Below are 22,230 nucleotides of genomic sequence, written 5' to 3'. Positions count from 1 at the left end.
GCATCTATGCTCTCAGCTCAGCCGGAGTGGTCGATACCTTTTCTGTGGGGGCGGGCATGAGCAGGACTGTGCGCTGGGGCGTGCTGGCTACGGGCGGCATAGCCGCGAGCTTCACCGCGGACGTGCGGGCGATGCCGGACGCGGAGGTGGTGGCGGTGGCCTCCCGTACGGACGCCTCGGCGAAGGCGTTCGCCGATCGCTTCGGGATCGGGCGGGCGTACGGGAGCTGGGCGGAGCTGGTCGCCGACGACACCGTGGACATCGTGTACGTGGCCACCCCGCACTCGGCGCACCGGGAGGCGGCCGGGCTCGCCCTGGAGGCCGGGAAGCATGTGCTGTGCGAGAAGGCGTTCACGCTCGACGCCCGTCAGGCCGAGGAACTGGTCGCGCTGGCCCGGGAGCGCGGGCTGTTCCTGATGGAGGCCATGTGGACGTACTGCAACCCGGTCATCCGGCGGATGACCGAGCTGGTGCGGGACGGTGCCATCGGCGAGATCCGCACCGTGCAGGCCGACTTCGGGTTCGCGGGCGACTTCGGCCCGGGGCACCGGCTGCGCGATCCGGCGCTGGGCGGCGGTGCGCTGCTGGACCTGGGGGTCTATCCGGTGTCGTTCGCGCATCTGCTGCTGGGCGAGCCGGACCGGGTGCGGGCCGACGCGCTGCTGTCGCCCGAGGGTGTCGACCTGAACACCGGGATGCTGCTGGGCTGGGACTCGGGGGCCACCGCCCTGCTCTCCTGCTCGATCGTCGGGCATCATCCGACGGCGGCCACCGTGATCGGCACGGCCGGGCGGATCGACTTCCCGCACAGCTTCTTCTACCCGGAGCGCTTCGTGCTGCACCGGGCGGGCGCGGAACCGGAGGAGATCACCACGGGGCCGGGGCCGCAGGGCCTGACCGGGCTCCAGTACGAGGCGGCCGAGGTGATGCGCGCGGTGCGGGCGGGCGAGAGCGAGTCCCCGCTGGTGCCGCTGGACGGTTCGCTCGCGGTGATGCGGACGCTCGACGCGGTACGTGACCGCATCGGCGTCCGCTACGCGGTGGACGGGCGGGACTGACCCGTCCCCGTGCCGGGCCCCTCGGGAGCCCGCGTTACGCGGGGGTGAGCCCCGGGTTCCCGGCCTCGGTGACGAAGGAGGCGGCCGTGGTGAGGGGCGCGCCGGGGGTGGTGACGGCCGACACCGTACGGAAGTCGGCGCGCGCCTCCTTCGTACCGAGGGTGATCCGGGCGTAGCCGCGGCGCCCGTTGTAGAACTTCATGTGCGGGTTGGCCTGCGTCTGGTTGTTCCAGTTGGCGGGCTTGTCCGCGCCGTCCTTGCCGCTGGTGATGGACGTGGCGACGATCTCCGTGCCGATGGTGCGGGAGGCCGGGTCGTCGAAGTCCTGCTTGAGGTCGAAGCCGTAGCCGACGTGCACATCGCCGGTCAGCACCATCAGGTTGTCGACCCCGGCGGCCTCCGCGCCGTTCAGCAGCCGCTGCCGGGAGGCCGGGTAGCCGTCCCAGGAGTCCATGGACAGCTTGAAGGCGTCGGTGGGCACATCGCGCCGCTGTGCGAAGGTGACCTGCTGGGGCACGACGTTCCAGGTGGCGCGCGAGGCGTGCCAGCCGTCGATCAGCCAGCGCTCCTGGGTGGCGCCCGTCATGGTGCGCGAGGGGTCCTCGGACTCCGGTCCGGGCACCTTCCAGCCATCCCCGTACGCCTGGTTGCTGCGGTACTGGCGGGTGTCGAGGATGTCGAACTGGGCGAGCCTGCCGAACCGCAGGCGGCGGTAGAGCCGCATGTCGGGTCCGGTGGGCCGCTGCGGGGTGCGCAGCGGCTGGTTCTCCCAGTACGCGCGGTACGCGGCGGCCCGGCGCAGCAGGAACTCCTCCGGGGGGACGTCGTTCTCGGGGGTCCCGCCCGCGTAGTTGTTCTCGGTCTCGTGGTCGTCCCAGGTGACGACGAAGGGGTGTGCGGCGTGGGCGGCCCGCAGGTCGGGGTCGGACTTGTAGAGGGCGTACCGCAGCCGGTAGTCCTCCAGCGTGATCGTCTCGCGGTTGTAGTGCGCGGGGAGCCTGCGGTCGGTGTAGTTGCGGGCGCCGCCGGTCGCGTTCACCGCGTACTCGTAGAGGTAGTCGCCGAGGTGGAAGACCACGTCGACGTCCTCCTCGGCGAGGTGCTTGTAGGCGGTGAAGTAGCCGTCGTGGTAGGCCTGGCAGGAGACCGCGGCCAGGGTCAGCGAGCTGGTGCGGGCGCCGGGCGCGGGGGCGGTGCGGGTGCGGCCGACCGGGCTGACCCAGCTGCCGGCGCGGAAGCGGTAGTAGAGGGTGCGGTCGGGGTCCAGGCCCTTGATGTCCGCGCGGACGCTGTGGGCGAACTCCGGGTGGGCGGTGACCGATCCGCGCCGCACGACGCGGCGGAAGCGCTCGTCGCGGGCCAGCTCCCAGCGGACCTGGACGCGGGCTGCGGGCAGCCCGCCGCCGGCCTCGTAGGGGCGCGGTGCCAGTCTCGTCCAGAGCAGTACGGAGTCGGGCAGCGGGTCGCCGGAGCCGACGCCCAGCGTGAACGGGTCCTCGGTGATCTTCCGGGCGTCGAGCTCCGCGGCGCTCGCGGCGCCCGCGGTCGGCAGGTTCACCGCGAAGGCGAGCGCGGCGGCGGCGCCGGTCGCGGTGAGGAAGCGACGGCGGCCCACCCCGTCCCCGAGGCTCCGGGCCGCGGTGCGGAGTTCCGCCGAATGGTCCTGTCGGCCGGACGCGGTGCTGAACGGTGCGAGTGTCATGTGCCCCTCCCCTGACGGCTGTTGTCAAGGTCATTGGAGTGCCGGGCGACGTCCTGCTGTTGTCGGGTGCACAACATCCTCATGGCGACTCGATGAGCACCTCGTGCCACCTGTGGCCAGGGCCTTTCGTTCGGGCGGCCCGGCACGAGCCCTACGGCTCCCCCGCCGCCTCCCGTACGCTGCCGGGCCATGAACACTGAGCAGAGGGTTGCCGTCGTCACAGGTGCGGGTTCGGGAATCGGACGGGCCGTCGCGCTCGCCCTCGCGGGCGCGGGCTGGTCGGTCGCGCTGGCGGGAAGGCGGGCGGAGGCCCTGGCGCGGACGGCGGAGGCCGCCGCCTCGCCGGACGTGCTGAGCGTACGCACGGATGTGACCGACCCGGACGACGTCGGCGCGCTGTTCACCTCCGTTCGGGAGCAATTCGGCCGTCTGGACCTGCTCTTCAACAACGCGGGCATCTTCGGCCCCGCGTCGGTCCCGGTCGAGAACCTCGCGTACGAGGACTGGCGCGCGGTGGTGGACGTGAATCTGACGGGGGCGTTCCTGTGCGCGCAGGCGGCGTACCGGCAGATGAGGGAGCAGGACCCGCAGGGCGGCCGGATCATCAACAACGGCTCGGTCTCCGCACACGCGCCGCGTCCGCACTCGATCGCGTACACCGCGACCAAGCACGCGATGACGGGCCTGACGAAGTCGCTGTCGCTGGACGGGCGTCCGTACCGGATCGCCTGCGGGCAGATCGACATCGGCAACGCGGCGACGGAGATGACCGGGCGGATGACGACCGGCACCCTCCAGGCCAACGGCGAACTGGCGGTGGAGCCGGTGATGGCGGCGGCGGACGTGGCCCGGACCGTACTGCACATGGCGGAGCTGCCGCTGGAGGCGAACGTGCAGTTCGCCACGGTGCTGGCGACGACGATGCCGTACGTCGGGCGGGGTTGACGCCCGCCGTCGCGGGCGGGGCCGACGCCCACCGTTGACCGTTCCTGCCGGAACTCGCCGTAATATGAAAGGTTTTGCGGATTCAGCCACCCGGCCCCCGTGCGGGGGTGTGATGGCCGTATGCTCCAACCCTTACGCCTTCACCGGAACTACACAGAAGGACCACAGCATGCGCATACGCACCGCTGCGCCGATCGCCCTGGCCGCCGCCACCGCGCTGGCCGGCTCGCTCCTCGCCACGGCACCGGCCTCGGCGGCCGCCCATCAGGGCGGGCTGCACCTCGGCAAGATCCAGTACGACAGCCCCGGCAAGGACAACCGGTCGAACAAGTCCCTCAACGCCGAGTGGGTGGACATCCACAACAACGGCAAGAAGAAGCTTCAGCTCAAGGGCTACAAGCTGAAGGACAACACCGGTTACACCTACACCTTCGGCAGCTACACCGTCGGCGCGGGCAAGACCGTCAAGGTCCGCACCGGCAAGGGCAAGAACGCCTCGGGCAGCGTGTACTGGAACCGCGGCTCGTACGTCTGGAACAACACCGGTGACAAGGCCCGGCTGATCAAGCCGAACGGCAAGCTCCAGGACTCCTGCTCCTGGAAGAAGGCGGGCAAGGGCGTCATCAACTGCCACTGACCGTCCTCGGCCGGCCCTCGCTCCGGCCGCCGCGGTCCGTGGAGACCGCGGCGGCCCCGCGGCCCGGGACGGGAATGCCTCACCGTACGGCGCGGTTGAGCTGCCACATGAGCGACAGCCGTGAGCGGAACGAGAACCGGAGCCACCGCCAGGGCCGGGACCAGGGCCCGAGCCGGGACCGGGCGCAGGACCCGGTGCAGGACCCGGATGGCCGGAGCCCGGCTTCCGCCGCCCTCCCCGATGTCCTGCGCTACACCGCCTTCTCCGGCGACCCGGACGGCGGCAATCCGGCAGGCGTCGTCCTGGACGCCTCCGGCCTGGACGGAGCGGCGATGCTGGCCGCCGCCGCGGAGCTGGGATACAGCGAGTCGGCGTTCCTGACCGAGCGGACCGGCGACGCGGCCTACACGGTCCGCTACTTCAGCCCGAAGGCCGAAGTGCCCTTCTGCGGCCACGCCACGGTCGCGGCAGCCATCGCCCTCGCCGACCGCGACGGCCCCGGCGACCTGGTGTTCACCACCGCCGCCGGACCGGTTCCGGTCACCGTCGTCCGGGAGGGCGACGAGCTGCGGGCCACCCTGACCAGCGTCGAGCCGCACATCACGGACATCGGCCCGGCCGACCTGGCGGAGGCGCTGGCCGCGCTGGACTGGCCCGCCGCCGACCTCGACCCCGCCCTGCCGCCCCGGATCGCCTACGCGGGCGCCCGGCACCTGGTGGTGGCCGCCGCGAGCCGCGAACGGCTGGCGGACCTCCACTACGACTTCGCCCGGCTCGAAGCGCTGATGCACCGGCTCGATCTGACGACGCTCCAGCTGGTGTGGCGCGAGTCCGGGAGCGTCTTCCACGTCCGCGACCCGTTCCCCGTCGGCGGAGTCGTCGAGGACCCGGCGACCGGCGCGGCGGCGGCGGCCTTCGGCGCGTACGTACGCGACCGGGGCCTCGTCCCGGACGACGCCGTCCTGACCCTGCACCAGGGCACGGACATGGGCCGGCCCGGCACGCTCACCGTCGAGCTGCGTGAGGGCGACGCCCGGATCAGGGTCACCGGGACGGGCACCCGGATCGGCTGAGCCTCAGCCGACGGCGGCCCCAGCCCCAGCCCCTGCCCCGGTCTCTTCCTCAGCCCCCGCCTCCGCCTCTGCCTCGGAGACGTACGTGAACCACCGCGCCGTCTCCTCCGGGGCGAGGGCGCGCTCCAGTACGGCATCGCCACGCATGCCGGGGAAGAACCGCCCGGCGGGCCAGGAGCGCTCGTAGGACGGGCTGTCGAGCACCAGCAGCCGGACGCCGTCGACGACCGGGATGTCGGCCGGGGTCCCCTCGTTCCAGAGCCTGCTGCCGTCCGGTGCCATCAGGTCGAACGAGCCCACGGTGTCGGCCTGGCCCGGGGTGTCGCGGCAGACGGCGACCTCCTGCGCCGACGGCGCGCGACCGGGAACGTGCCCGCCGCCGATCAGCGCGTCGGCGAGCAGGGTGTGCAGCTGGAAGTTGTCGCCGATGCCGGAGATCCGCAGGGCGTAGCCGGTGCCGGATTCCCGGTGGAGGACGATCAGCGGCTCGTCGTCCTTGACCAGCAGCGCGTACGAGAGGGATGTGAACCGCCGGCCGGACGCCCGCTCCACCGCGTCGAGCAGCCGCAGCAGTTCGTCCCGTTCGACCGGCCCCCGCCGCACGGCGGAGTGGTTCAGCATCGCCGCGGCGGCCATCTCCCACTGCGGCAGGGTCCACCAGCCGACGGCCGCCTCGAAGCCCGCCCGCTCGACGATCTCCTCGCCGGGCTCGCCGCCGTCCGGGACGGGGAAGTCGCCGCCGCCGGTCGCGGCCCACGCCTCGGCGAACCGTCCGGCCTCCGTCAGCGCCGTACGCAGCCCGGCGAGGACTCCCGGCGCGCAGCGCACGGCGTCCGCGCCGCGCTCGACACAGGCCCCCGCGAGCACCGCGACGACGGCCCGCGGGCCGGGCGGCACCTCGGCCAGCACGGCGGCGAGCCGCGGCCCGCCGTCCAGGAGCTCGGCCTCCCGTGCCTGGCCGAAGGTTTCCTGGAGGCGGACGAAGGCCTTGCCGGACCGCTTGGCGTCCTGGGCCGCGAGCGCGGCCTCGAAGTCCGCGACGGCGCTCTCGAACCGGGCTTTCCCGAATATCATTCCGGCACTTTATCGACATGCTGTCGCGGGGCCGCCGCCCGGTCGGTCCGTACCGGACTCACCGTACGAACACCCCCGCCCGCGCGGCGGGCGGTCCGCCTGAACACGGGCCGGCCCACAGGTGACGCGGCACCGTCCACGGACCGAACAGCGAGGCGTTACGATCGCGGACATCGCCGCCCGAAGGCTGCCGAGCCCCGGCCGGGCCGCAACCGGGCCGCGGTCGAGCCGCAGCCGAGCCCAGGAGTACCGATCTTGTCCGCACCACGCATCGGCGTATCCATCGTGACCATGGGGGACCGTCCGCAGGCGGTCGAGGCGCTGCTGGCCTCGGTGGCCATGCAGGACGTCCGCCCGACCCGGCTCGTGATCATCGGCAACGGTACGGAGCTCCCGGACTTCAGCTCCTTCCCCGGTCTGTCCGACCTGTCGGGCGGGGTGACCACGATCGAGCTGGACGAGAATCTCGGCTGCCCCGGCGGTCGCAACGTCGGCCTGCGCAGGCTCGCCGAACTGGGCGACGTGGATGTCGTCATCGAGCTGGACGACGACGGGCTGCTGGTCGACAAGGGGGTGTTCCGCAAGGTCCAGGAGCTGTTCGCGGCGGATCCCCGCCTGGGTATCGTCGGCTTCCGCATCGCCGACGAGCACGGCGAGACCCAGCGCCGCCACATCCCGCGGCTGCGTGCCGCCGACCCGATGCGGCGCGGCCCGGTCACCGCTTTCCTCGGCGGCGGCCACGCCTTCTCCATGGAGATGCTGGCCCGGACCGGTCACTGGCCGGCGGAGTTCTTCTTCACCCATGAGGAGACGGACCTGTCCTGGCGGGCGCTCGACGCGGGCTGGAAGATCCTTTACGAGCCCGACCTGCTGCTCCAGCACCCCAAGACCTCTCCGGCCCGGCACGCGGTCTACTACCGGATGACCGCCCGCAACCGCGTCTGGCTCGCCCGCCGCAACCTCCCGCTCCCCCTGGTCCCCGCCTACCTGGGCACCTGGACCCTGCTGACCGTGGCCCGCACCCGCTCGGTGAAGGGCCTGCGGGCGTGGGCGGGCGGCTTCGCCGAAGGCGTACGCACCCCGTGCGGCGACCGCCGCCCGATGCGCTGGTCCACGGTGTGGCGGATGACACGGCTGGGCAGGCCGCCGGTCATCTGAACGTACGGGGCCCCTCAGGCCGCCCACCGGTAGAGCACGTCCGGCTCGTTCTCCTCGTTGCGCCCGCCGTCGTCGAACCCGGCCGCGGTGAACCCGTGCCGCTCGTAGAAGGCGCGGGCGCCGGTGTTGCGCTGGAACACGTACAGGCTGAGCCGCTCCGGCGCGGCTTGCCTGACCTGCGCCAGCAACCGGCTGCCGATGCCCCGGCGCAGTGCGTCGGGCCGCAGATAGAGGTGGTCCAGCTCCTCCCCCGCGAGCGCGGCGAACCCGAGCAGTTCCACGGAACCGGAGGCGCCGCCCCCGCTCTCGGCGACCCAGACCGTACTGTCCGGCAGCACGGCATGGGTGATCCAGGCGAGCGTGTCCTCGTCGCTGTGGATACGGGGCAGATACGGCATGGCCGCGGCGCGCGAGGCGAGGAAGACGCGGGTGATGTTCTCCGCGTCCTCGGCGGTTGCCCGGCGTACCCGTATCCCGCTGTGGTCCCGCTGCCCCGACTCGTACCGTGCCATCCGCCCAACCCCGTCTCTCCGCCGGACGTCCCGCCCACCCGTGCGGGTGCGGGACGGTGATCAGCGGTCAGGAGAACACGGAAAGGGCTTCCGCGGCAGCGAATTACCTGCTCGCGGGCCGGTGTCCGCGGGGGCGGAGAAGTGCCTCCGCGCGGGCAGCAGGAGCGGAGTGGCCAGCAGGAGGATGCCGGACACGGTGATCGCGGCGAGCGGGCCGGTCAGCGTGGCGAGCAGTCCCCAGACCACGATCAGGGCGGCGTGCAGGAGTTTGGTGACGGCACTCCAGGTACTGAGGATGCGGGCGGTGTGCTCCGCGGGGGTCCGTCGGAGGCGTTCCGTCGCGTGGATCGGGTTGAAGACGCCCATGCAGGTGATCAGCAGGCCCTCGACGACGATCACGGTGAGGAGTCCGGGGACGCCGGGCCCGACGAGCGCGAGGCCGAGCGGGAAGAGCGACCGCAGCCGGCCGGAGACGGTCATGACCCGGTACCGGCCGTGGCGGGCCACGAGGCGCGCGGAGAGCCGGGCTCCCACGAAGCCGCCGAGCGCCGGGATGCCGAAGGCCAGGCCGTACTGCCAGGCCGGGAAGTGGTACTGGCCCAGCAGGAGCACGGACAGGAGCGGGACGGTGGCCATGATCAGGCCGCCGACCAGGACCGAGTTGAGGAACAGGCGTCTCAGCACCGGGTCACGGAGAATGAACCGCAGGCCGGCGAGAAGACCGGCTCCGCGCGGCCCGGGGGTCCGGTCCCGGGGTGCCGCGATGTCGCCCCCGCGGATGCGGAGCACTCCGAACGCGGACAGCAGATAGCTGAGGGCGTCGGCCGTGACGGTCACGACCGGGCCGAGCAGCCCGATGAGCGCACCGCCGAGGGGCGGGCCCACCGCGGTCGCCGCCCAGCTCGTCCCCTCGAATCTCCCGTTGGCCACAAGAAGGTGATCGCCCCGGACGAGATGCTTCAGATACGCGCCGGACGCGGCCGTGAACGCGATGCCCGCGGTCCCGGAGACGACCGAGACGACCAGCAGCTGGCCGTACGAGAGCAGGCCCAGGACGGACGCGACGGGGACACTCGCCAGCGCGGCGAACCGGATCAGGTCCATCGCGATCATCACCGGACGCTTGGCCCGGTGATCGACCCACGGCCCGAGCGTGAACGCGACGACGGCCGCGACGGCGAGTCCGGCCGCCTCCAGCAGCGACACGGCGAATGCCGATGAGTGGAGCACCCGCACCGCGATCAGCGGGAACGCGCCGAAGGCGATCCACGAACCGTACGTACTGACGGCGTAGGCCGACCACAGCAGGCCGAAATCGCGCCCCAGCTGCACACGCATGCGACTCCCTCAGGACAACCACGAATTGGGCCTGGGCATCACACAGGCAGCAATGGCGGCGGATCAAACAACCAGCACCCGGGCGAGCCACAACCATCGGTTGGGCATGTCTACGCTGGACCGATGGATACCGAGGTGGTCCGATCGTTCGTCCGCGCGGCCGAGCTCGGACAGCTGCAACAGGCCGCCGACGAGCTCGGCGTCACGCAACAGGCCGTGTCGAAGCGGATCGCGGCCCTTGAGCGCGAGCTCGGCGTCCGGCTGTTCACCCGCACCGCCCGGGGCGTCGAGCTGACACTCGACGGCCAGGCCTTCCTCCCGCACGCCCGGAACGTCATCACGGACGTCGACCGCGCCGTCACCGCGATCAGGCCGGGCTCGCGGGCCCTTCGGATCGACGTGCTGGGCCTGCGGTCCGCGCAGGCCGTGCTCCTGCACGACTACTGGCGGTCGCACCCCGAGACCGCCCTCGACGTGGTGACCCTCAGGGTCGACGACCCGCGCGTGGCGGTCGCCGCCGTCCGGGCGGGCGAGCTCGACGCCTCGTTCCGCTCGGTCACCGACCGGGCCGACCTGCCGCAGGACGTCCGGATGATCCCCGCGTTCGACTCCCCGCTGGAACTCCTCGTGGGCCCGCGGCACCCGCTCGCCTCCGCCCGCACACTGACCCCGGCCCAACTGCGCCGGCACCGGATCTGGGTACCGGGCATCGCGCCGCGAAGCGAATGGGCGGAGTTCTACGATCAGCTCGCCACCGGCTTCGACCTCCGCATCGACGCCGCCGGCCCGAACTTCGGCAACGAGGTACTCCTCGACATCCTCGCGGACTCGGCGGACGTGGCAACCCTCGTGGGCTCGCGCGACCGCTACCTCTGGCCGCCCAACCACGACCTGCGCCGCATCCCCGTCGTCGATCCGGCGCTCGCGTACCCGATCTCGCTCATCCTCCCCCGAGCGAACCCGCACCCCGGACTCCGGGCGATCATCAGCCACTTCGAAAGCCTGGCCCCGCTCCCCGGACCGGTCTGGCGCCCGTCCTGGGCGACACGTCCCCGCCCGGATCGGTCCGGACGGGGACGTCGTCGCTCCTGAGATCAGACGGTCCCTTCGATGCGTTCGAAGATGTCCGCGTCCGTCTCCCGCTGCCAGAGCGGCAGGTCGGACCAGTCGGCAACATATCCGGGCTTCGGGTCCTCGAAGTGCCTGAACATCTGGGCGGTCCAGCAGATGGCGACGAAGCGGCCCTTCTGCTCCCGGGTGAGCCGGGCCGCATGCCCGCCGCTGACTTCGATGAAGTGGCGCACCTGCCCGTACACGGCGGCGGCGGCTTCGCGCTCCCACTCGGGTGTCTCGCCCCACGGAGTGACGTAGCCGGGCTTCGGTTCACCGGGGTAGTGCTTGTTCACGCCGTCGATCCACGCCTCACGGAAGATCCGGCCGTCATCCATGCCTGTGTCCCTCTCATCATGCGGTGCGTGGAAGCGCCGCGATTCGGTGATCAAGAGTCGAGATTCGGCCATCGGCCATGAGCGGGGCAAGACGTCCCCGAAGCCCGTACAGCTTCTTGCCGATGAATCCCGAGTTCGACCGGTCGGCCAGTGCGAGTGCTTGCTCCGCGTAGTACACGACCTGGTCGATGTCCCGCCTGTGCGCCCCGAGCACGGCAAGGTCGCTCAGAACAGCGGCGCGGCGGCGGAGGGACAGGGGCTGGGGCTGCGCAAGGGCTGCGGTGAGCGCTTCCTCGGCGAGATCGGGGCGGCCCAGTTGGAGGTAACAAGCTCCTCTCTCCTCTGCCAGGCGGGAACCGTCGAAGCGGAGCCAGCCGCCGTTGTGGGAGTGAGCGGCGTCGAGGGCGTGCACCTTCTCAGCTTCGTCCAGAGCCCGGTTGCACGCGTCGAGATCGCCCGCGGCCGCGTACGCCTGCGCCTGGACGGCCGCGACCCAATGACGGGTGGAGAGAGTGCCCTCGCCCCTCCGGGCGATGCGGAAAGCTGCCGCGAGCAGGGGTTGGGCAGCGTGCGCACGGCGCGCGTACAGCTCGACGTACGCGTGGCGGGCCATGGCACAGGCCCATAGGTCGTGGTCGCCACCGGCGTGGGCCGCGCCGGCGGCCAGTGTGTAGCACTGCGCGGCGTCGGTGTACCGGTTGGCATCGAAGAACAGCTCACCGACGAGCTGGTAGAGGTCGGCCGTCATCCGGCACAATCGGGACCTATCCACAGCGGTACGGGTCTCGGTCAGCCCCTTCGCCATCACATCGAGCTGCGCGCGCACCGCAGGGAAGACGACCTGCTTGGAGTCCGAGAGCGCGTAGACCCGCCAGAGGCCGCGGTGCAGGGCGTCTCCCGTCTCCAGGAGCGTCGACGCCGCCCGCCCTCGGGCGGCCTCACCGGAATCGGGAAGAGCGACCAGCGCACCCGTAACGGCGAGCAGACCCAGGACTTCGCGGCGCTTCATGTCGTCATCATCACCATGGAGGAGGGGTGGAGCAGCGGAGTGCCCGGCCGTCCCGGCCGGCTGTTCGTTGAGAAGAAGGGCTTCCAGCTCGGGGAGGGTCACTCCCAACAGCCCTGCAATCCTCGGCCGTTGATAGGGGCGCGGGGTGGCGCGACCACTTTCCCAACGCACCACGGTGGACGGGGCCACCGAGAGCGCTTCCGCGAAATCCTCCTGGGAGTAACCCCGGGCCGCGCGCTGTTCCGCAAAGTGCTTACGCCTCGACGTCATCGGTCTCCCCTCACGAGAACCCTTTCACGCACTCGTGCCCGCCACGCGCCAACGCCTGGAGAACGCCCGAGTATTGCGCGGGGTTCGCCCTGGGAGAAGGTAACGGATCGTCGTTCACTGGTCACACGCCGCTCGGAGGCCGAAGGACCCTCCCGGTGGCTCCCCACGGAGAGGAGCGACCACGTGACAGCCTCCGGACTGCCCCGCAGGAACCCTGGCACCAGTGGCCGTACGCACACGCCGCCGGAGCCCGGTGGGGTGCGCCGAGCCGGGCTCTGCGGGTGCCGGCGGCCGGGCACATCCGGCCCTCGTCCGGAGTCGAGTGGACGACCGCGGCCGACATCATCCGGGCCGCTCGCCCCTGAGCCGCTGCCCACAGATCGCCGTCCGCGCCCCCTGACGCGGGCGGTTTCCCGCACCACACCCTTCAGTCCAAGGAGTCTCATGACCACCTCTGTCGCACTCCCCTCCCCCACGCGGCCGTGGGGTGCGGGCCGACTCGCGCCCTACCCGACGGTCATCCGCCGCCCCCATGCCACGGTCGCCATCGATCCCACGACGCAGCTCGGGGTGTTCCGCGACCGCGTCGGGCAGGTGGTCGAGATGGGCAAGCACGGCACCAGCGCCGGTACCGAGACCTCCACGACGACGAACTCGGACTCCCGGAACGACCAGGGTCACGATCAGGACAGCAATCAGGACTGATGGCCATGACCGAGGAGAGGCCGGTTCTGGTGGCCACCGAGGCGGACGACATCACTGCCGACATGGTGATCACCGAACTCAACCGGCGCAATGTGCCGGTGGTCCGGTTCAACCCCGCCGACATCGGCGAGAACCTCACGGTCTCGGCTCGGTTCGGCACCTGCCCGGCCCCGGTGGTCGGGCAGGTGCGCACCCCGTCGAGGACCGCTGATGTGACCCAGGTCCGGTCGGTGTACTGGCGCCGCCCGGAATGGCCCACGTTTCCCCACCTGTCCGCTGAAGACTCCCGGTTCGCGGCGGCGCAGGTCCGCTACGGACTCGGTGGCACCCTCTACGCCCTGGGCGTCCCGCTCTGGGTCAACCACCCCCTGCGCGTTGCCGCAGCCGACTACAAACCCGCGCAGCTCGTTCTCGCCCAGCAACTCGGCTTCGCCGTCCCGCCCACTCTTGTCACCAACGACCCGGACGAGGCCCGCGAGTTCGTCCACGCTCAGGGGCAGGCGATCTTCAAGACGCTGCGATGGACCCCCTGCACACGTGACGGGGTGCCGGTGACGGGTTGGGCTGCCCCCGTCGCCCCCGACGAGATCGACGACAGCGTTCGGGTCGCGCCCCACCTGTTCCAGGCCCGCCTGGCAAAGGCCTGCGACGTTCGCGTACTGCTCGTAGGCCGGCATACGTTCGCCGTACGCATCGACTCCGACCTCCTGGACTGGCGCAAGGACTACAGCGCCCTGACCTACACCGTGGAACACCTTCCCGACCGGGTGGCCAAAGGACTGCATGCCTACCTGGACCGACTGGATCTGGCATCGGGAAGCTTCGACCTCGCGGTCGACCGCGCGGGGGACTACTGGTGGCTGGAACTGAATCCCAACGGACAGTGGGGGTGGCTGGAGACCGAGACCGGCCTCCCGATGTCCACCGCCTTCGCCGACCTGCTCGCACAAGGAGACCACCGATGACCGACCCGGCTTCCGAGCGGCGCCGCATGGCGACCGTGCTCGTGAACGAAGGCGTCCTGAAGTCCCCCTGGCTGCGCTCGGCCGTCGAAGCCGTCCCCCGCGAGCGGTTCCTCCACCCGGGAGTCTTCCTGGACGAGGGACGGACCTGGCGGCCCGTCACCGCAGCCGGCACAGACCCGGACGAGTGGCTGAAGATCGCATACAGCCTCGACACCCTCACCACCCAGCTCGACGGCCACCTCACCGCCGACCAGGCCGACGAACCCGTCGTGGGCGTGCCCACGTCCTCCTCGACCGACCCGGTCACCGTCGTCGACATGATCGAGACCCTGGACCTCGCGAGGGGCCACCGAGTCCTGGAGATCGGCACGGGCACCGGCTACTCCACTGCCCTGATGTGCCACTGCCTCGGAGAGGACAACGTCACCACGGTCGAAGTGGACGCACAGGTGGCCGCACGCGCCGATGCCGCTCTCGAAGCCGCCGGTTTCTCGACGTGGACAGCGACGGGCGACGGCCTCCTCGGCCACCCGTACCGGGCACCGTACGACCGCATCATCGCCACCTGCGCGGTCCGCCGCATTCCGTACGCCTGGATCAGGCAGACGAAGCCGGGAGGCATCGTCCTCGGCACGGTCGGGTCCTGGCCGTGGGGAACCGGCCTCGCGAAACTGGTCGTCGGCGACGACGGCACCGCCGATGGCACGATCGTCGGGCGCTCCTCCTTCATGCAGGCGCGGGCCGAGGCGATGGCCCCCGTGGCGGGTGACCTCTCCGCCCGGACCGCGTACGCGGACAGCGAGCGGCGCACTCCGGTGTCTCCTCTCGTCCTGGAGGAGTGGATGCCCGCCTTTCTGGCGCAGTTGGCGGTGCCCGGCGCTCGGTTCGTCCGCGCGACCGGCGGCGACGGCTCGCCCTTGCGGTACCTGTTCGATCCGGAGAAGGAGTCGTTCGCCGAGTTCCTCGCCGACGGCGAGAACTGGACCGTCCGCCAAGGGGGTCCGATGGCCCTGTGGGACGACGTGGAACGTTCTCTCGTCGCCTGGCAGGACGCCGGGGCGCCGGAGATCGATTGCGTACGGCTCCGCGTGACGCCCGCGTCCCACCAGTACTGGATCGGGCAGGCCCCTTCCCTGCGCTGGGAGCACCGGATCGCCTGACCCACTACCCTCCCGGCATGGACGACGAACCGCTCTCGCATTGGGCCGAGCGCCGGGACGCGAGGATCGGGCAGCTTCGCGCTGTACCCCTCGTGACCGGCGACGGTCCCAGGGCATCGCATCTGAACCCCGATGCGCCCCGCGCGATCCAGCGGTGGAACGGCCATCTGTGGGAGCCGCACGGCTTCGCGGCGAACCTCGCGGAAGCACGGCGCATCCTGTTTCCCCACGCCGAGGCTGCCGCCGCTCCCGGGGCGGCACCGAAGCTCGGACCCGGGACCGGCAGACACCGGAAGCCGCCGGCGCCCTGATGGCTCTGCTCCGATCGTCCCGTCCGACGCGCCCGACGAGCGGAATCCAGCCGGTCCCGGGGCCGCGACGGGAGACACCCCGGCGCAGACACTGCCTTCATGGCGGCGAGGTTCGGTTTCGACCGGTATGGAACGAGGTGAGACGACGCCCGTGATTCCACGAGGAAAGGCCCCTGACCCGCGTATTCGCTGATCAGGAGCCCTGGGGGCAGACGAGTCGGGCTGTACGCCGGGTTCTGTTCCACTCAGGGAGCGATCACGCTCTGACCTGCATGTTTGCGGGGATCCGGCGGCTGGTTTCGTCCTCTGGGACTTCTCAGGGACTTTCGGCCGAGTCCGTGAACCATGCCTCGATGGCGGACAGTCCTCGCGCGCCGGCCTGCGGCATGAAGTGGGTGTACGTCCGGAGCGTGAACGCCGGGTCGGAGTGCCCCAGCCACTTCGCGAGCGAGACGATCGACTCACCGGCTTCGAGCATCACCGAGGCGTACGTGTGACGCAAGACGTGGAAGCCGTGCTCACGACTCGGCTCCCACACGCGCGACGGCTTCTCGCCCGGCTGCCGCTCGGGCAGCGGCGGGATGACTCCCACTTCGGCGAGCGCGGGCTTCCACGCCTTGGTGTTCCAGGTGGTGCGGTTGATCGCGCCGCGCCGCCCGGTGTAGACGAGCAGCGGGACGGTCACCTTGCGCCTGTCCTCGCGGGCGAGGTCGGGCTCCTCGGGATCCAGCCACGGCAGGGTCACTTCGATGGGTTCGAAATGGTCCTGATGTGTGAGGATCCGCTTCGCGATCGCCTGGGGCAGAGGCGCGTCGCGTTCCTTGCCGCCTTTGGGTGGACCGAAATACAGCTGCGATTTGTACATGAGGATCTGCCGCTCCACGTGTACGAAGCCGTCGCGGACATCGTCTGGACTGAAGCCGAAGACCTCACCCTGCCGGAGTCCGCACCCGACCCCGAGGTCGACCGTGATCCGGTACCGGGCGGCCAGCGCCTCCCGTACGGCGGCGACACGGTCCTGCTCCCAGGCGCGAGCCTTGCGCTCCGGCTTCTTCGGTGGCTTGATCGAGCTGTTGCCCTTGCACGGATTGCGGTACAACCGCTTGTCCTCGACCGCGGCCTGCATGATCGCCTTGAGGTACACCCACGCCACATAGGCTGTGCTCGACGCCACGGCCCTCTGTACGTCGGCCGACCACTTGCGCAGCTCCGCGACGCCGATGTCCCTGAGCGCCAGGTCTCCGAGCTGCGGGAGCACCTGTCCCCAGATCCGGTGCCTCATGCTTTCCAGCGTCTGAGCCGGATGAACCTGGGACGGCCACCAGTGCTTCTCGACGTACTCGCGAAGGCTGATCGCACCGTCTCGCGCGTCGACGAAATCCCCTCGACGTGCGTCGGTCTGTGCCTCAGCAAGCCATGCCTTGGCATCCGCGACAGTGTCGAAAGACCGGTCGCGGACCCCTGGTATCCCTTTGACGCGGTAGCGCGTGCACTTGCCCCATAGGGCGGTGCGCTCGCGCTTGCCCGTCTCCTTGTTCGGCCGCTTCTTGAGCCACCGGTCTTCGATGTAACCCGCCATACTCGTCTTACCCTCGGCCTCGCCTTGCGTCTCTCGGCGCGATCTGTGTCGCGATCAGACACACAGACGATCTCCGTGTGCATGAAATTCCGAGAACTGCTGAACTCCTCAGTCCCGTCTTCCCAGGTCAGGCAACCCGGCGACGCTCACGCTGCCGCGGAGCCTTGTTCAGCGGGTTCAGGGCCGGGTTCGACCGCGAGTCCGCCTGCTGCTGTTCGCTGAGCCACGCATCGAGCAGGTCCCGGCGGTACATGACCCTTCCTCCGGGCCCCATCCGGAAGCTGGGCGGCCCTTGCCGGCGGTGGCGCCAGACGTAGAGGGTGTTCACCGATATGCCCATGTACTTTGCGGCGTTCTGAACATTCAGGAAGGCAGCCTCGGCGGCAGGCTCTGACTGGTTGCGCATCGTGCATCTCCGGGGTGAGCGCTGCCGAAGCAGCTGACGTTCCGTCCTCCCGCCAGCCGCGTGGCGAAGCCGCACGGCCGTCTACAGGCGAGCGGGATCAGAATCCGGAGAATCACTGTTTTGGTGTGGCTGTCTTGTCGTGATAGGAGCGGGACGGTCGTCTGCCGATGTTTAGGGACTCCCGGGCCTGCGCCAACGGAAGCATGCTGGATCGCCGATGCCGCCCTCGGCGAACGCGCGCACCGGAAGAGCAAGCGGCTCACCACCAAGCAGAACGCCGCACTCAGCAGTGTCGACAGCCTCCGCGCCAGTGACGTACAGACACTCCAGGGCATCGTCTGCGAGCCCCCGGACGATCCGGTTCAGGCCATGGGCAGTTGGCCGAGCGGCCGGCCTTCGTCCGCCTTGGTGGCGAGCAGGGCGGCCACATCGGCGTCGCTCGTGAAGGACGACCCCGTCCACCAGGTCGGGACCGGCGCGGGCTCGAGACGGATGTCCGTTCCGAACGTCCGGGCTGCGTCTAGGAGGGTCTGCAGTTTGGCCAGAGTCGTGAGGTCGAGCGCGCCGATCTGGGTACTCCAGGTCTGGGTGACGGAGTCGTACGAGGACACCGTGCGTAGGGCAGCGCCCTGCTCGTTCCAGCGAGTGTCGTCGGCACGCGCCGACCAGATCGTGACCTTGAGAAGCCAGCGTTCGTTCAGTCGCGGGGTCGGTAAGGAGGTCATGGTCTGACAGTACGGGGCGCGTCTGACAACGATCGGCGCGTCCGTCCCTCGGCTGCACACCACCGTCGAGCAGGCCGTGCCCTGCCGGCCAAGGCAGCCAGTGAACGCCACGATGGCGAACGAGTGTTGAGCTCACACTCTGCCCGTACGACTGGCATGGCCCGATCAGAGTTCCAGACAGAGGCTCCGCGTGCACGTTCCTCGCCGTCGGCTGTGCAGGGGGCGGAGGATCTTCCGCGGACCGCGAGGACCTCGCCGTACGCACGATCTACGTGGCCCTGGAGACCCTCCCGCAGGTTCTCAAGAGCGGCCGGTACGCGCCCGCCGCCAACCGTGGAAAGAACGGCCGCCACGCGAAGATCACCTCGTTCTTCTACCAGCGGTGCGGGCTGGTCTTCCCTCGCGTCTTCTACACATGGCGAGATGAGCGGAAGGACCGTTTCGAGCGCGAGGCCCCCAGTTGTCAGAGGCGGCGTGTAGCGTCCGGCCGTGACGTACGGACTGACGCGCCTGCTGCGTACCGAGGACGACTGGTCGGACTTGCTGTGCCTCCTCGCCGAGCTGGATCCTGAGCCGCTCCGATCTGCCTTGCTCCTGGCACCGGGCAGGATCACCGTCTGGCGGGAGGCCTCGGTGAAGGCAGGCAGAGGGGTCCCCGCCGGCCGGGCCGACTTCATCGTCCTACTCGACGACATCGAGCGCACGGTGATGGAGGTGAAGCTCGGTGCTGGTGCTCACGGCGATCAGTTCGCGGCGTACGACGCCTGGGCGGACGCGAAGGGCATACCGGTATCAGCCCGCTACCTGGTGGGTCCGAACGCTGATCCCATCCCCAACGAGCCGAGCCATTGGTCGCGTCAGCTCACCGTCGCCGGCCTCCTCGCCAGCTGGAACCGCTCGCCGGATGACCTCGCCCGACTCCTATCTGTCCGAGCGCTCCAGCAGTTCACACAACTGGAGGCCGAGGCTACAGGTCCGGCGAGTCAGGCTTCCATCGCGCTGAGCGACGCACTACGTCTGCGGCGACTGGCGAGCATGACGCAGGCTACCGCCCCACCCGACACGATCTTCGTGCCGAAGCAACGCTCTGAGGCCGGAGCCGCGAACATCTGCGCCTGGCGAAAGACGGCGGACGGCTACGTTGTCGCCGAGATCCAGCGCCTGAACCCGAGGAGTCCGAGAGGCGGCACGGGTACTCCCTTCGAGATCCGCATCATGGTCGGGATCCCAGGGGCGACGCCCGAGGCCGACGGCGAACTCGCGGACCAACATCGAAGCTGGCTCGCCCGCCGTAGCTTCGTGCAGTACGCGGGCTCGACCGTCCAGGCGATGGTGGTGGCACCGGAAGACGACGGATTCAAGACGGAGAAGTCGAGAGGGAAAGGCCACCCGCGGTACTACGGATACAAAGGCGGAGGGCAGGGAAGCTCGGCGGTGCTCCAGAGCACGGTCGACTTGAACGACATGGTGACCGCGTTCTCCGCCGCGCTGCAGTACCTCACCACGTACCCAGAGCAGTAGACCAGGCCAGAGCGCGATTCCCGGCAGCGAGCCCCCTCGCCGTCGATCAAGATATGTCAGCCAACAAATAGAGGACGGCTGTGCCCGTTTCGATCCCCGCCAATGTCGCGGCTGCTGACATGCGTCGGCTGGGCAACGCCGAGCCCCTAGAGCCCTACCCAGGCCGTGCCCGCGAACCTTGGATGTGCCGTCACATCCCGTGCCAGCAGGTCATTTATCCGAACCGCAACAACGTGATGAACGGCCAGGGGACCTGCATCTGGTGCGCGCCCAACGCCCCGAAGAACCCAGAAGAGGCCAAGGCGGCGATGCTGAAGCACGGCTTCGTCGTGCTGGTGGACTTCCTCGGGACTGGCAAGCCGTGGCTCTCGCAGTGTGTAGCGGCCGGGCACATCGTGGCACCCCGATACGACAACGTGACCGGCCGCAACGGCGGCTGCCGGTTCTGCAAGCGCTATGGTCCCGGCGACCCGCACGAGGCGGTCGCCGATATGCGGGCCGCCGGCTTCCGCCCCCTGGAGCCGTTCAAGAACATCGCCTCGCCCTGGCCCTCGCTATGCGAGCGGTGCACGAAAACCTCCACGCCCCGGTTGAACAACGTCCGGACCAGGGGCGAGTGTTGCCAGCACTGTGCTCACTACGGACTGGACCCGGGCGCCCCGGCCCGCCTGTACGTCCTCTCCCACGCGGAGTACGGCGCCGTGAAGATCGGGATCACTGGGCTACGGACCCGCGAGGACCGTGTTGCCCGATTCCGGGGCCACGGCTGGGTACCGTTCACCCAGATCGACTTTGCGACAGGCGCGGATGCCTATCGGGTTGAGCAGAGCGTGATCCGCCAACTCAGGATCGAAGGGCACGGGGGGTTCCTCGGCGACGTGCAGATGCCGATCGGCGGCTACAAGGAGACGTTCGACGCGACGTCCGTGTCTGCTGAGCGGCTGCTCGCGCTGGCGGAGGCAGAGCGGTAGCGGCGCGACGTTAGGCCGCGCCGACCGCGGAGCCCCGGCCGATGCGAGCCAGCGCTTCACCGCTTCGAGATGTTCGAGCATCAACCAGATGCACAGGTCGGACCTTCAGTTGCCACCCAGTTCTCGCTTGGCAGGACGCCGATCGACTCGCGGAACGCGCGGGTTCAGACCCTAAATTTCGATCACTGCTCTCGGGTCTGCCCAGATTGATCGAAGTTCGGCGATGTCGTTCAGCGGAGAGTGCTTCGTGACCTCGACGATCCCGGCGACGCAAGCCTGCACGGTCTCCGGGTCGCGGTCCTCGATCGCTCTGTCGAGTCGAGCGAGGAAGCCTCGGTGCAGGTCGCGACGCTCGCCGAAAACGCGGTCTAGGTAGTCCCGCAGGCCTTGGCTCGCAGCGTTGATCCTGGCGACCTCCTTGTCCCGGTCCGCGGCAATCCGGGCGCGCTCCGTCAGGTTGGCGTCGAGGCCTTTGGCGACGTCGATGATCGCCATAAGGTACTGGGCGGCATCCGCGGTGGTGGCCACACGGCCGACCGTTTCGACGACGGTACTCACACGGGCGTCAGGCATTCGTGGACTCCGGGTTGTAGTCGCGGTACTTGACCACGAGGAATTCGCCGCTCGGGTCGAGCGTCAGATCTGGGTTCATCACAGGTGCTTCGGCGAGTTCGACGACGCCCTTCACCAGCTGAAGCGCCGTATGGAGCCGGCGTGCATGGTCATCGCTGTCGAGGTCGAACCCGCCCGGCGCGCGCTCAGTCTCTTCCAGGTGGTCGAGCGCGTCACCGGCCCGCCGAACCATTCCAGCCAACACGACAAGCAACTCGCCGATTCGGCTGTCAACGCCCTGAAAGAGCACCGAGTTCCGGTGGTAGGTGGTGACTGCCTTCTTGACGTCTGCGTCGAACTGCGCGACGACCTTGTCCTCGTCGGACTTTCGCTTGATCAGCAACCCGACGGTCAACGCGACCGCCGGTACCGCCGTGATGATGCTGAGCCGACGAACGCCTGCTGCGACACCCCCGCCTCCCGCAGCCTTCGTGCCGCCTCCGATGACCGCCAGGGTGGCATTTCTCTTTGCCGCGCCGTTCAGCGTGTTGATCGCAGTGCCGGTAGACGCGGTGGCGACCTTTGCGACGGTGGCATAGGCGGCACCGCTCAGTCCGACTCCGGCGCCCGCCGACGCGATGCCCCTCATCGCGGTCGCGGTCCCGCTGGGGCCGGAGACCTCGGGCGACGTATCGATTTCGCAATTCGCTGGCGCCTCTCCGCCCTCGATGACTTGGCGTCCACGCATCCGTAGCTGTCGCGCGTTGCGTTCAGCAAAGGCCCGCATCCGAGGCGTCACGGTATCGAGAGCGGACTGTTGCTGACCTCCCAGGCCTCTCAACCGCGCGATGGTGGAGTCGGCGATGCCTCGGTGCTTCGCGTGCTCAGCATCGTGGTGAGCCTGAAGGTCTGCGATCTTCTTCTTTGCCCGATCCGCGATGACCTTGTTTCCAATCACGCCGACGGCAGACGTGCCAGCGGCGACGGCCGCGGGGATCACCGGGAACTGCATTGTCGCCTCCGAGTGATGTACGCCGCGACGGGCTCCAAGTCTTTCACGTGCCGCGCTGCCGTCTGAGTTGCCGTCAAAGGAGCAAGCAGCTAACGCCAT

The 22,230-nt window shown here is 69.8% G+C and carries 23 protein-coding genes; 12 read left to right on the top strand and 11 right to left on the bottom strand.

The features are described 5' to 3' along the window. Nucleotides 1-56: 56 nt before the first annotated feature. Nucleotides 57-1,058, top strand: a complete 1,002-nt coding sequence (locus ABT170_RS01080; RefSeq protein WP_329943302.1) for a Gfo/Idh/MocA family protein — start codon at nt 57-59, stop codon at nt 1,056-1,058. 34 nt (nt 1,059-1,092) lie between these two features. Here ABT170_RS01080 and ABT170_RS01075 read toward each other — a convergent pair whose 3' ends face one another. Further along, complete coding sequence (locus ABT170_RS01075; RefSeq protein ID WP_351863293.1) at nt 1,093-2,760, bottom strand: alkaline phosphatase D family protein; 1,668 nt, start codon at nt 2,758-2,760, stop codon at nt 1,093-1,095. A 189-nt stretch (nt 2,761-2,949) separates the two neighbouring features. On the opposite strand from ABT170_RS01075, the gene ABT170_RS01070 reads away from it, so the two are divergent. The 3 genes from ABT170_RS01070 (at nt 2,950) to ABT170_RS01060 (ending at nt 5,415) form a co-directional block, all read left to right on the top strand. Further along, a complete protein-coding gene (locus ABT170_RS01070; RefSeq protein ID WP_329943304.1) occupies nt 2,950-3,705 on the top strand; it encodes an SDR family oxidoreductase in 756 nt (251 codons plus the stop codon). 169 nt (nt 3,706-3,874) lie between these two features. Continuing rightward, complete coding sequence (locus tag ABT170_RS01065) at nt 3,875-4,342, top strand: lamin tail domain-containing protein (protein WP_329943305.1); 468 nt, start codon at nt 3,875-3,877, stop codon at nt 4,340-4,342. A 107-nt stretch (nt 4,343-4,449) separates the two neighbouring features. After that, the gene (locus ABT170_RS01060) at nt 4,450-5,415 is read left to right on the top strand and encodes a PhzF family phenazine biosynthesis protein (RefSeq protein ID WP_329943306.1); all 966 of its coding nucleotides are present in this window, start codon (nt 4,450-4,452) and stop codon (nt 5,413-5,415) included. A 3-nt stretch (nt 5,416-5,418) separates the two neighbouring features. Here the strand turns inward: ABT170_RS01060 and ABT170_RS01055 are convergent, their stop codons facing one another. Beyond that, nucleotides 5,419-6,489 carry a hypothetical protein gene (locus tag ABT170_RS01055; protein ID WP_351863290.1) on the bottom strand — a complete coding sequence of 357 codons (1,071 nt, stop codon included), beginning with the start codon at nt 6,487-6,489 and terminating at the stop codon, nt 5,419-5,421. Between the two features lie 255 nt (nt 6,490-6,744). Here ABT170_RS01055 and ABT170_RS01050 point away from each other — a divergent pair, with 255 nt between their 5' ends. After that, nucleotides 6,745-7,647, top strand: a complete 903-nt coding sequence (locus ABT170_RS01050) for a glycosyltransferase family 2 protein (protein ID WP_329943308.1) — start codon at nt 6,745-6,747, stop codon at nt 7,645-7,647. Nucleotides 7,648-7,661: 14 nt separating this feature from the next. On the opposite strand, the gene ABT170_RS01045 is transcribed toward ABT170_RS01050, so the two are convergent. Together ABT170_RS01045 and ABT170_RS01040 are read right to left on the bottom strand one after the other, a co-directional pair. After that, on the bottom strand, nt 7,662-8,159 hold the full coding sequence (locus tag ABT170_RS01045) for a GNAT family N-acetyltransferase (protein WP_351863288.1): 498 nt from the start codon (nt 8,157-8,159) through the stop codon (nt 7,662-7,664). Nucleotides 8,160-8,219: 60 nt separating this feature from the next. Continuing rightward, complete coding sequence (locus ABT170_RS01040) at nt 8,220-9,497, bottom strand: MFS transporter (RefSeq protein ID WP_351863286.1); 1,278 nt, start codon at nt 9,495-9,497, stop codon at nt 8,220-8,222. Nucleotides 9,498-9,620: 123 nt separating this feature from the next. Here ABT170_RS01040 and ABT170_RS01035 point away from each other — a divergent pair, with 123 nt between their 5' ends. Next, on the top strand, nt 9,621-10,589 hold the full coding sequence (locus tag ABT170_RS01035) for a LysR family transcriptional regulator (RefSeq protein ID WP_351863284.1): 969 nt from the start codon (nt 9,621-9,623) through the stop codon (nt 10,587-10,589). Between the two features lie 2 nt (nt 10,590-10,591). Here ABT170_RS01035 and ABT170_RS01030 read toward each other — a convergent pair whose 3' ends face one another. Further along, entirely contained in the window at nt 10,592-10,945 is a 354-nt protein-coding gene (locus ABT170_RS01030; protein ID WP_329943312.1) for a hypothetical protein, read from the bottom strand. A gap of 16 nt (nt 10,946-10,961) precedes the next feature. Continuing rightward, nucleotides 10,962-12,224 carry a helix-turn-helix domain-containing protein gene (locus tag ABT170_RS01025; protein WP_502970455.1) on the bottom strand — a complete coding sequence of 421 codons (1,263 nt, stop codon included), beginning with the start codon at nt 12,222-12,224 and terminating at the stop codon, nt 10,962-10,964. Between the two features lie 444 nt (nt 12,225-12,668). Between ABT170_RS01025 and tgmA the strand changes: the two genes are divergently transcribed. From tgmA to ABT170_RS01000, 4 genes are read left to right on the top strand one after another with little or no spacing between them, the layout of a single operon-like run. Beyond that, a complete protein-coding gene (gene tgmA, locus ABT170_RS01015; RefSeq protein WP_329943313.1) occupies nt 12,669-12,929 on the top strand; it encodes a putative ATP-grasp-modified RiPP in 261 nt (86 codons plus the stop codon). Between the two features lie 5 nt (nt 12,930-12,934). Continuing rightward, a complete protein-coding gene (gene tgmB, locus ABT170_RS01010) occupies nt 12,935-13,894 on the top strand; it encodes an ATP-grasp ribosomal peptide maturase (protein WP_351863282.1) in 960 nt (319 codons plus the stop codon). After that, on the top strand, nt 13,891-15,054 hold the full coding sequence (tgmC, locus tag ABT170_RS01005) for an ATP-grasp peptide maturase system methyltransferase (protein ID WP_351863280.1): 1,164 nt from the start codon (nt 13,891-13,893) through the stop codon (nt 15,052-15,054). The genes tgmB and tgmC overlap by 4 nt, the downstream gene beginning before the upstream one ends. A gap of 17 nt (nt 15,055-15,071) precedes the next feature. Then, a complete protein-coding gene (locus tag ABT170_RS01000; RefSeq protein WP_329943316.1) occupies nt 15,072-15,365 on the top strand; it encodes a DUF6087 family protein in 294 nt (97 codons plus the stop codon). Nucleotides 15,366-15,681: 316 nt separating this feature from the next. Here the strand turns inward: ABT170_RS01000 and ABT170_RS00995 are convergent, their stop codons facing one another. From ABT170_RS00995 to ABT170_RS00985, 3 genes are all read right to left on the bottom strand, one after another. Continuing rightward, entirely contained in the window at nt 15,682-16,647 is a 966-nt protein-coding gene (locus ABT170_RS00995; RefSeq protein WP_351863279.1) for a tyrosine-type recombinase/integrase, read from the bottom strand. 424 nt (nt 16,648-17,071) lie between these two features. Further along, nucleotides 17,072-17,350 carry a helix-turn-helix domain-containing protein gene (locus ABT170_RS00990; protein ID WP_351863278.1) on the bottom strand — a complete coding sequence of 93 codons (279 nt, stop codon included), beginning with the start codon at nt 17,348-17,350 and terminating at the stop codon, nt 17,072-17,074. A 362-nt stretch (nt 17,351-17,712) separates the two neighbouring features. Beyond that, nucleotides 17,713-18,075, bottom strand: a complete 363-nt coding sequence (locus tag ABT170_RS00985; RefSeq protein WP_351863277.1) for a hypothetical protein — start codon at nt 18,073-18,075, stop codon at nt 17,713-17,715. Nucleotides 18,076-18,564: 489 nt separating this feature from the next. Between ABT170_RS00985 and ABT170_RS00980 the strand changes: the two genes are divergently transcribed. After that, entirely contained in the window at nt 18,565-19,596 is a 1,032-nt protein-coding gene (locus ABT170_RS00980) for a hypothetical protein (protein WP_351863275.1), read from the top strand. Nucleotides 19,597-19,676: 80 nt separating this feature from the next. Next, entirely contained in the window at nt 19,677-20,567 is an 891-nt protein-coding gene (locus ABT170_RS00975) for a hypothetical protein (protein WP_351863273.1), read from the top strand. 171 nt (nt 20,568-20,738) lie between these two features. Here the strand turns inward: ABT170_RS00975 and ABT170_RS00970 are convergent, their stop codons facing one another. Together ABT170_RS00970 and ABT170_RS00965 are read right to left on the bottom strand one after the other, a co-directional pair. After that, a complete protein-coding gene (locus ABT170_RS00970; protein WP_239698656.1) occupies nt 20,739-21,095 on the bottom strand; it encodes a hypothetical protein in 357 nt (118 codons plus the stop codon). A gap of 37 nt (nt 21,096-21,132) precedes the next feature. After that, the gene (locus ABT170_RS00965; RefSeq protein ID WP_351863271.1) at nt 21,133-22,131 is read right to left on the bottom strand and encodes a hypothetical protein; all 999 of its coding nucleotides are present in this window, start codon (nt 22,129-22,131) and stop codon (nt 21,133-21,135) included. Between the last annotated feature and the right edge of the window lie 99 nt (nt 22,132-22,230).

Source organism: Streptomyces sp. NPDC001787, from assembly GCF_040297465.1.
GTDB lineage: Bacteria > Actinomycetota > Actinomycetes > Streptomycetales > Streptomycetaceae > Streptomyces.
The sequence above is the reverse complement of the archived record's forward strand: the minus strand, read 5'-3'. Positions and strand labels throughout refer to the sequence as shown.

Coding starts and splice junctions, on each gene's coding strand:
- ABT170_RS01080 (WP_329943302.1), top strand. CDS start 57: ATGAGCAGGACTGTGCGCTGGGGCGTGCTGGCTACGGGCGGCATAGCC.
- ABT170_RS01075 (WP_351863293.1), bottom strand. CDS start 2,760: ATGACACTCGCACCGTTCAGCACCGCGTCCGGCCGACAGGACCATTCG.
- ABT170_RS01070 (WP_329943304.1), top strand. CDS start 2,950: ATGAACACTGAGCAGAGGGTTGCCGTCGTCACAGGTGCGGGTTCGGGA.
- ABT170_RS01065 (WP_329943305.1), top strand. CDS start 3,875: ATGCGCATACGCACCGCTGCGCCGATCGCCCTGGCCGCCGCCACCGCG.
- ABT170_RS01060 (WP_329943306.1), top strand. CDS start 4,450: ATGAGCGACAGCCGTGAGCGGAACGAGAACCGGAGCCACCGCCAGGGC.
- ABT170_RS01055 (WP_351863290.1), bottom strand. CDS start 6,489: ATGATATTCGGGAAAGCCCGGTTCGAGAGCGCCGTCGCGGACTTCGAG.
- ABT170_RS01045 (WP_351863288.1), bottom strand. CDS start 8,159: ATGGCACGGTACGAGTCGGGGCAGCGGGACCACAGCGGGATACGGGTA.
- ABT170_RS01040 (WP_351863286.1), bottom strand. CDS start 9,497: ATGCGTGTGCAGCTGGGGCGCGATTTCGGCCTGCTGTGGTCGGCCTAC.
- ABT170_RS01035 (WP_351863284.1), top strand. CDS start 9,621: ATGGATACCGAGGTGGTCCGATCGTTCGTCCGCGCGGCCGAGCTCGGA.
- ABT170_RS01030 (WP_329943312.1), bottom strand. CDS start 10,945: ATGGATGACGGCCGGATCTTCCGTGAGGCGTGGATCGACGGCGTGAAC.
- ABT170_RS01025 (WP_502970455.1), bottom strand. CDS start 12,224: ATGACGTCGAGGCGTAAGCACTTTGCGGAACAGCGCGCGGCCCGGGGT.
- tgmA (WP_329943313.1), top strand. CDS start 12,669: ATGACCACCTCTGTCGCACTCCCCTCCCCCACGCGGCCGTGGGGTGCG.
- tgmB (WP_351863282.1), top strand. CDS start 12,935: ATGACCGAGGAGAGGCCGGTTCTGGTGGCCACCGAGGCGGACGACATC.
- tgmC (WP_351863280.1), top strand. CDS start 13,891: ATGACCGACCCGGCTTCCGAGCGGCGCCGCATGGCGACCGTGCTCGTG.
- ABT170_RS01000 (WP_329943316.1), top strand. CDS start 15,072: ATGGACGACGAACCGCTCTCGCATTGGGCCGAGCGCCGGGACGCGAGG.
- ABT170_RS00995 (WP_351863279.1), bottom strand. CDS start 16,647: ATGAGGCACCGGATCTGGGGACAGGTGCTCCCGCAGCTCGGAGACCTG.
- ABT170_RS00990 (WP_351863278.1), bottom strand. CDS start 17,350: ATGCGCAACCAGTCAGAGCCTGCCGCCGAGGCTGCCTTCCTGAATGTT.
- ABT170_RS00985 (WP_351863277.1), bottom strand. CDS start 18,075: ATGACCTCCTTACCGACCCCGCGACTGAACGAACGCTGGCTTCTCAAG.
- ABT170_RS00965 (WP_351863271.1), bottom strand. CDS start 22,131: ATGCAGTTCCCGGTGATCCCCGCGGCCGTCGCCGCTGGCACGTCTGCC.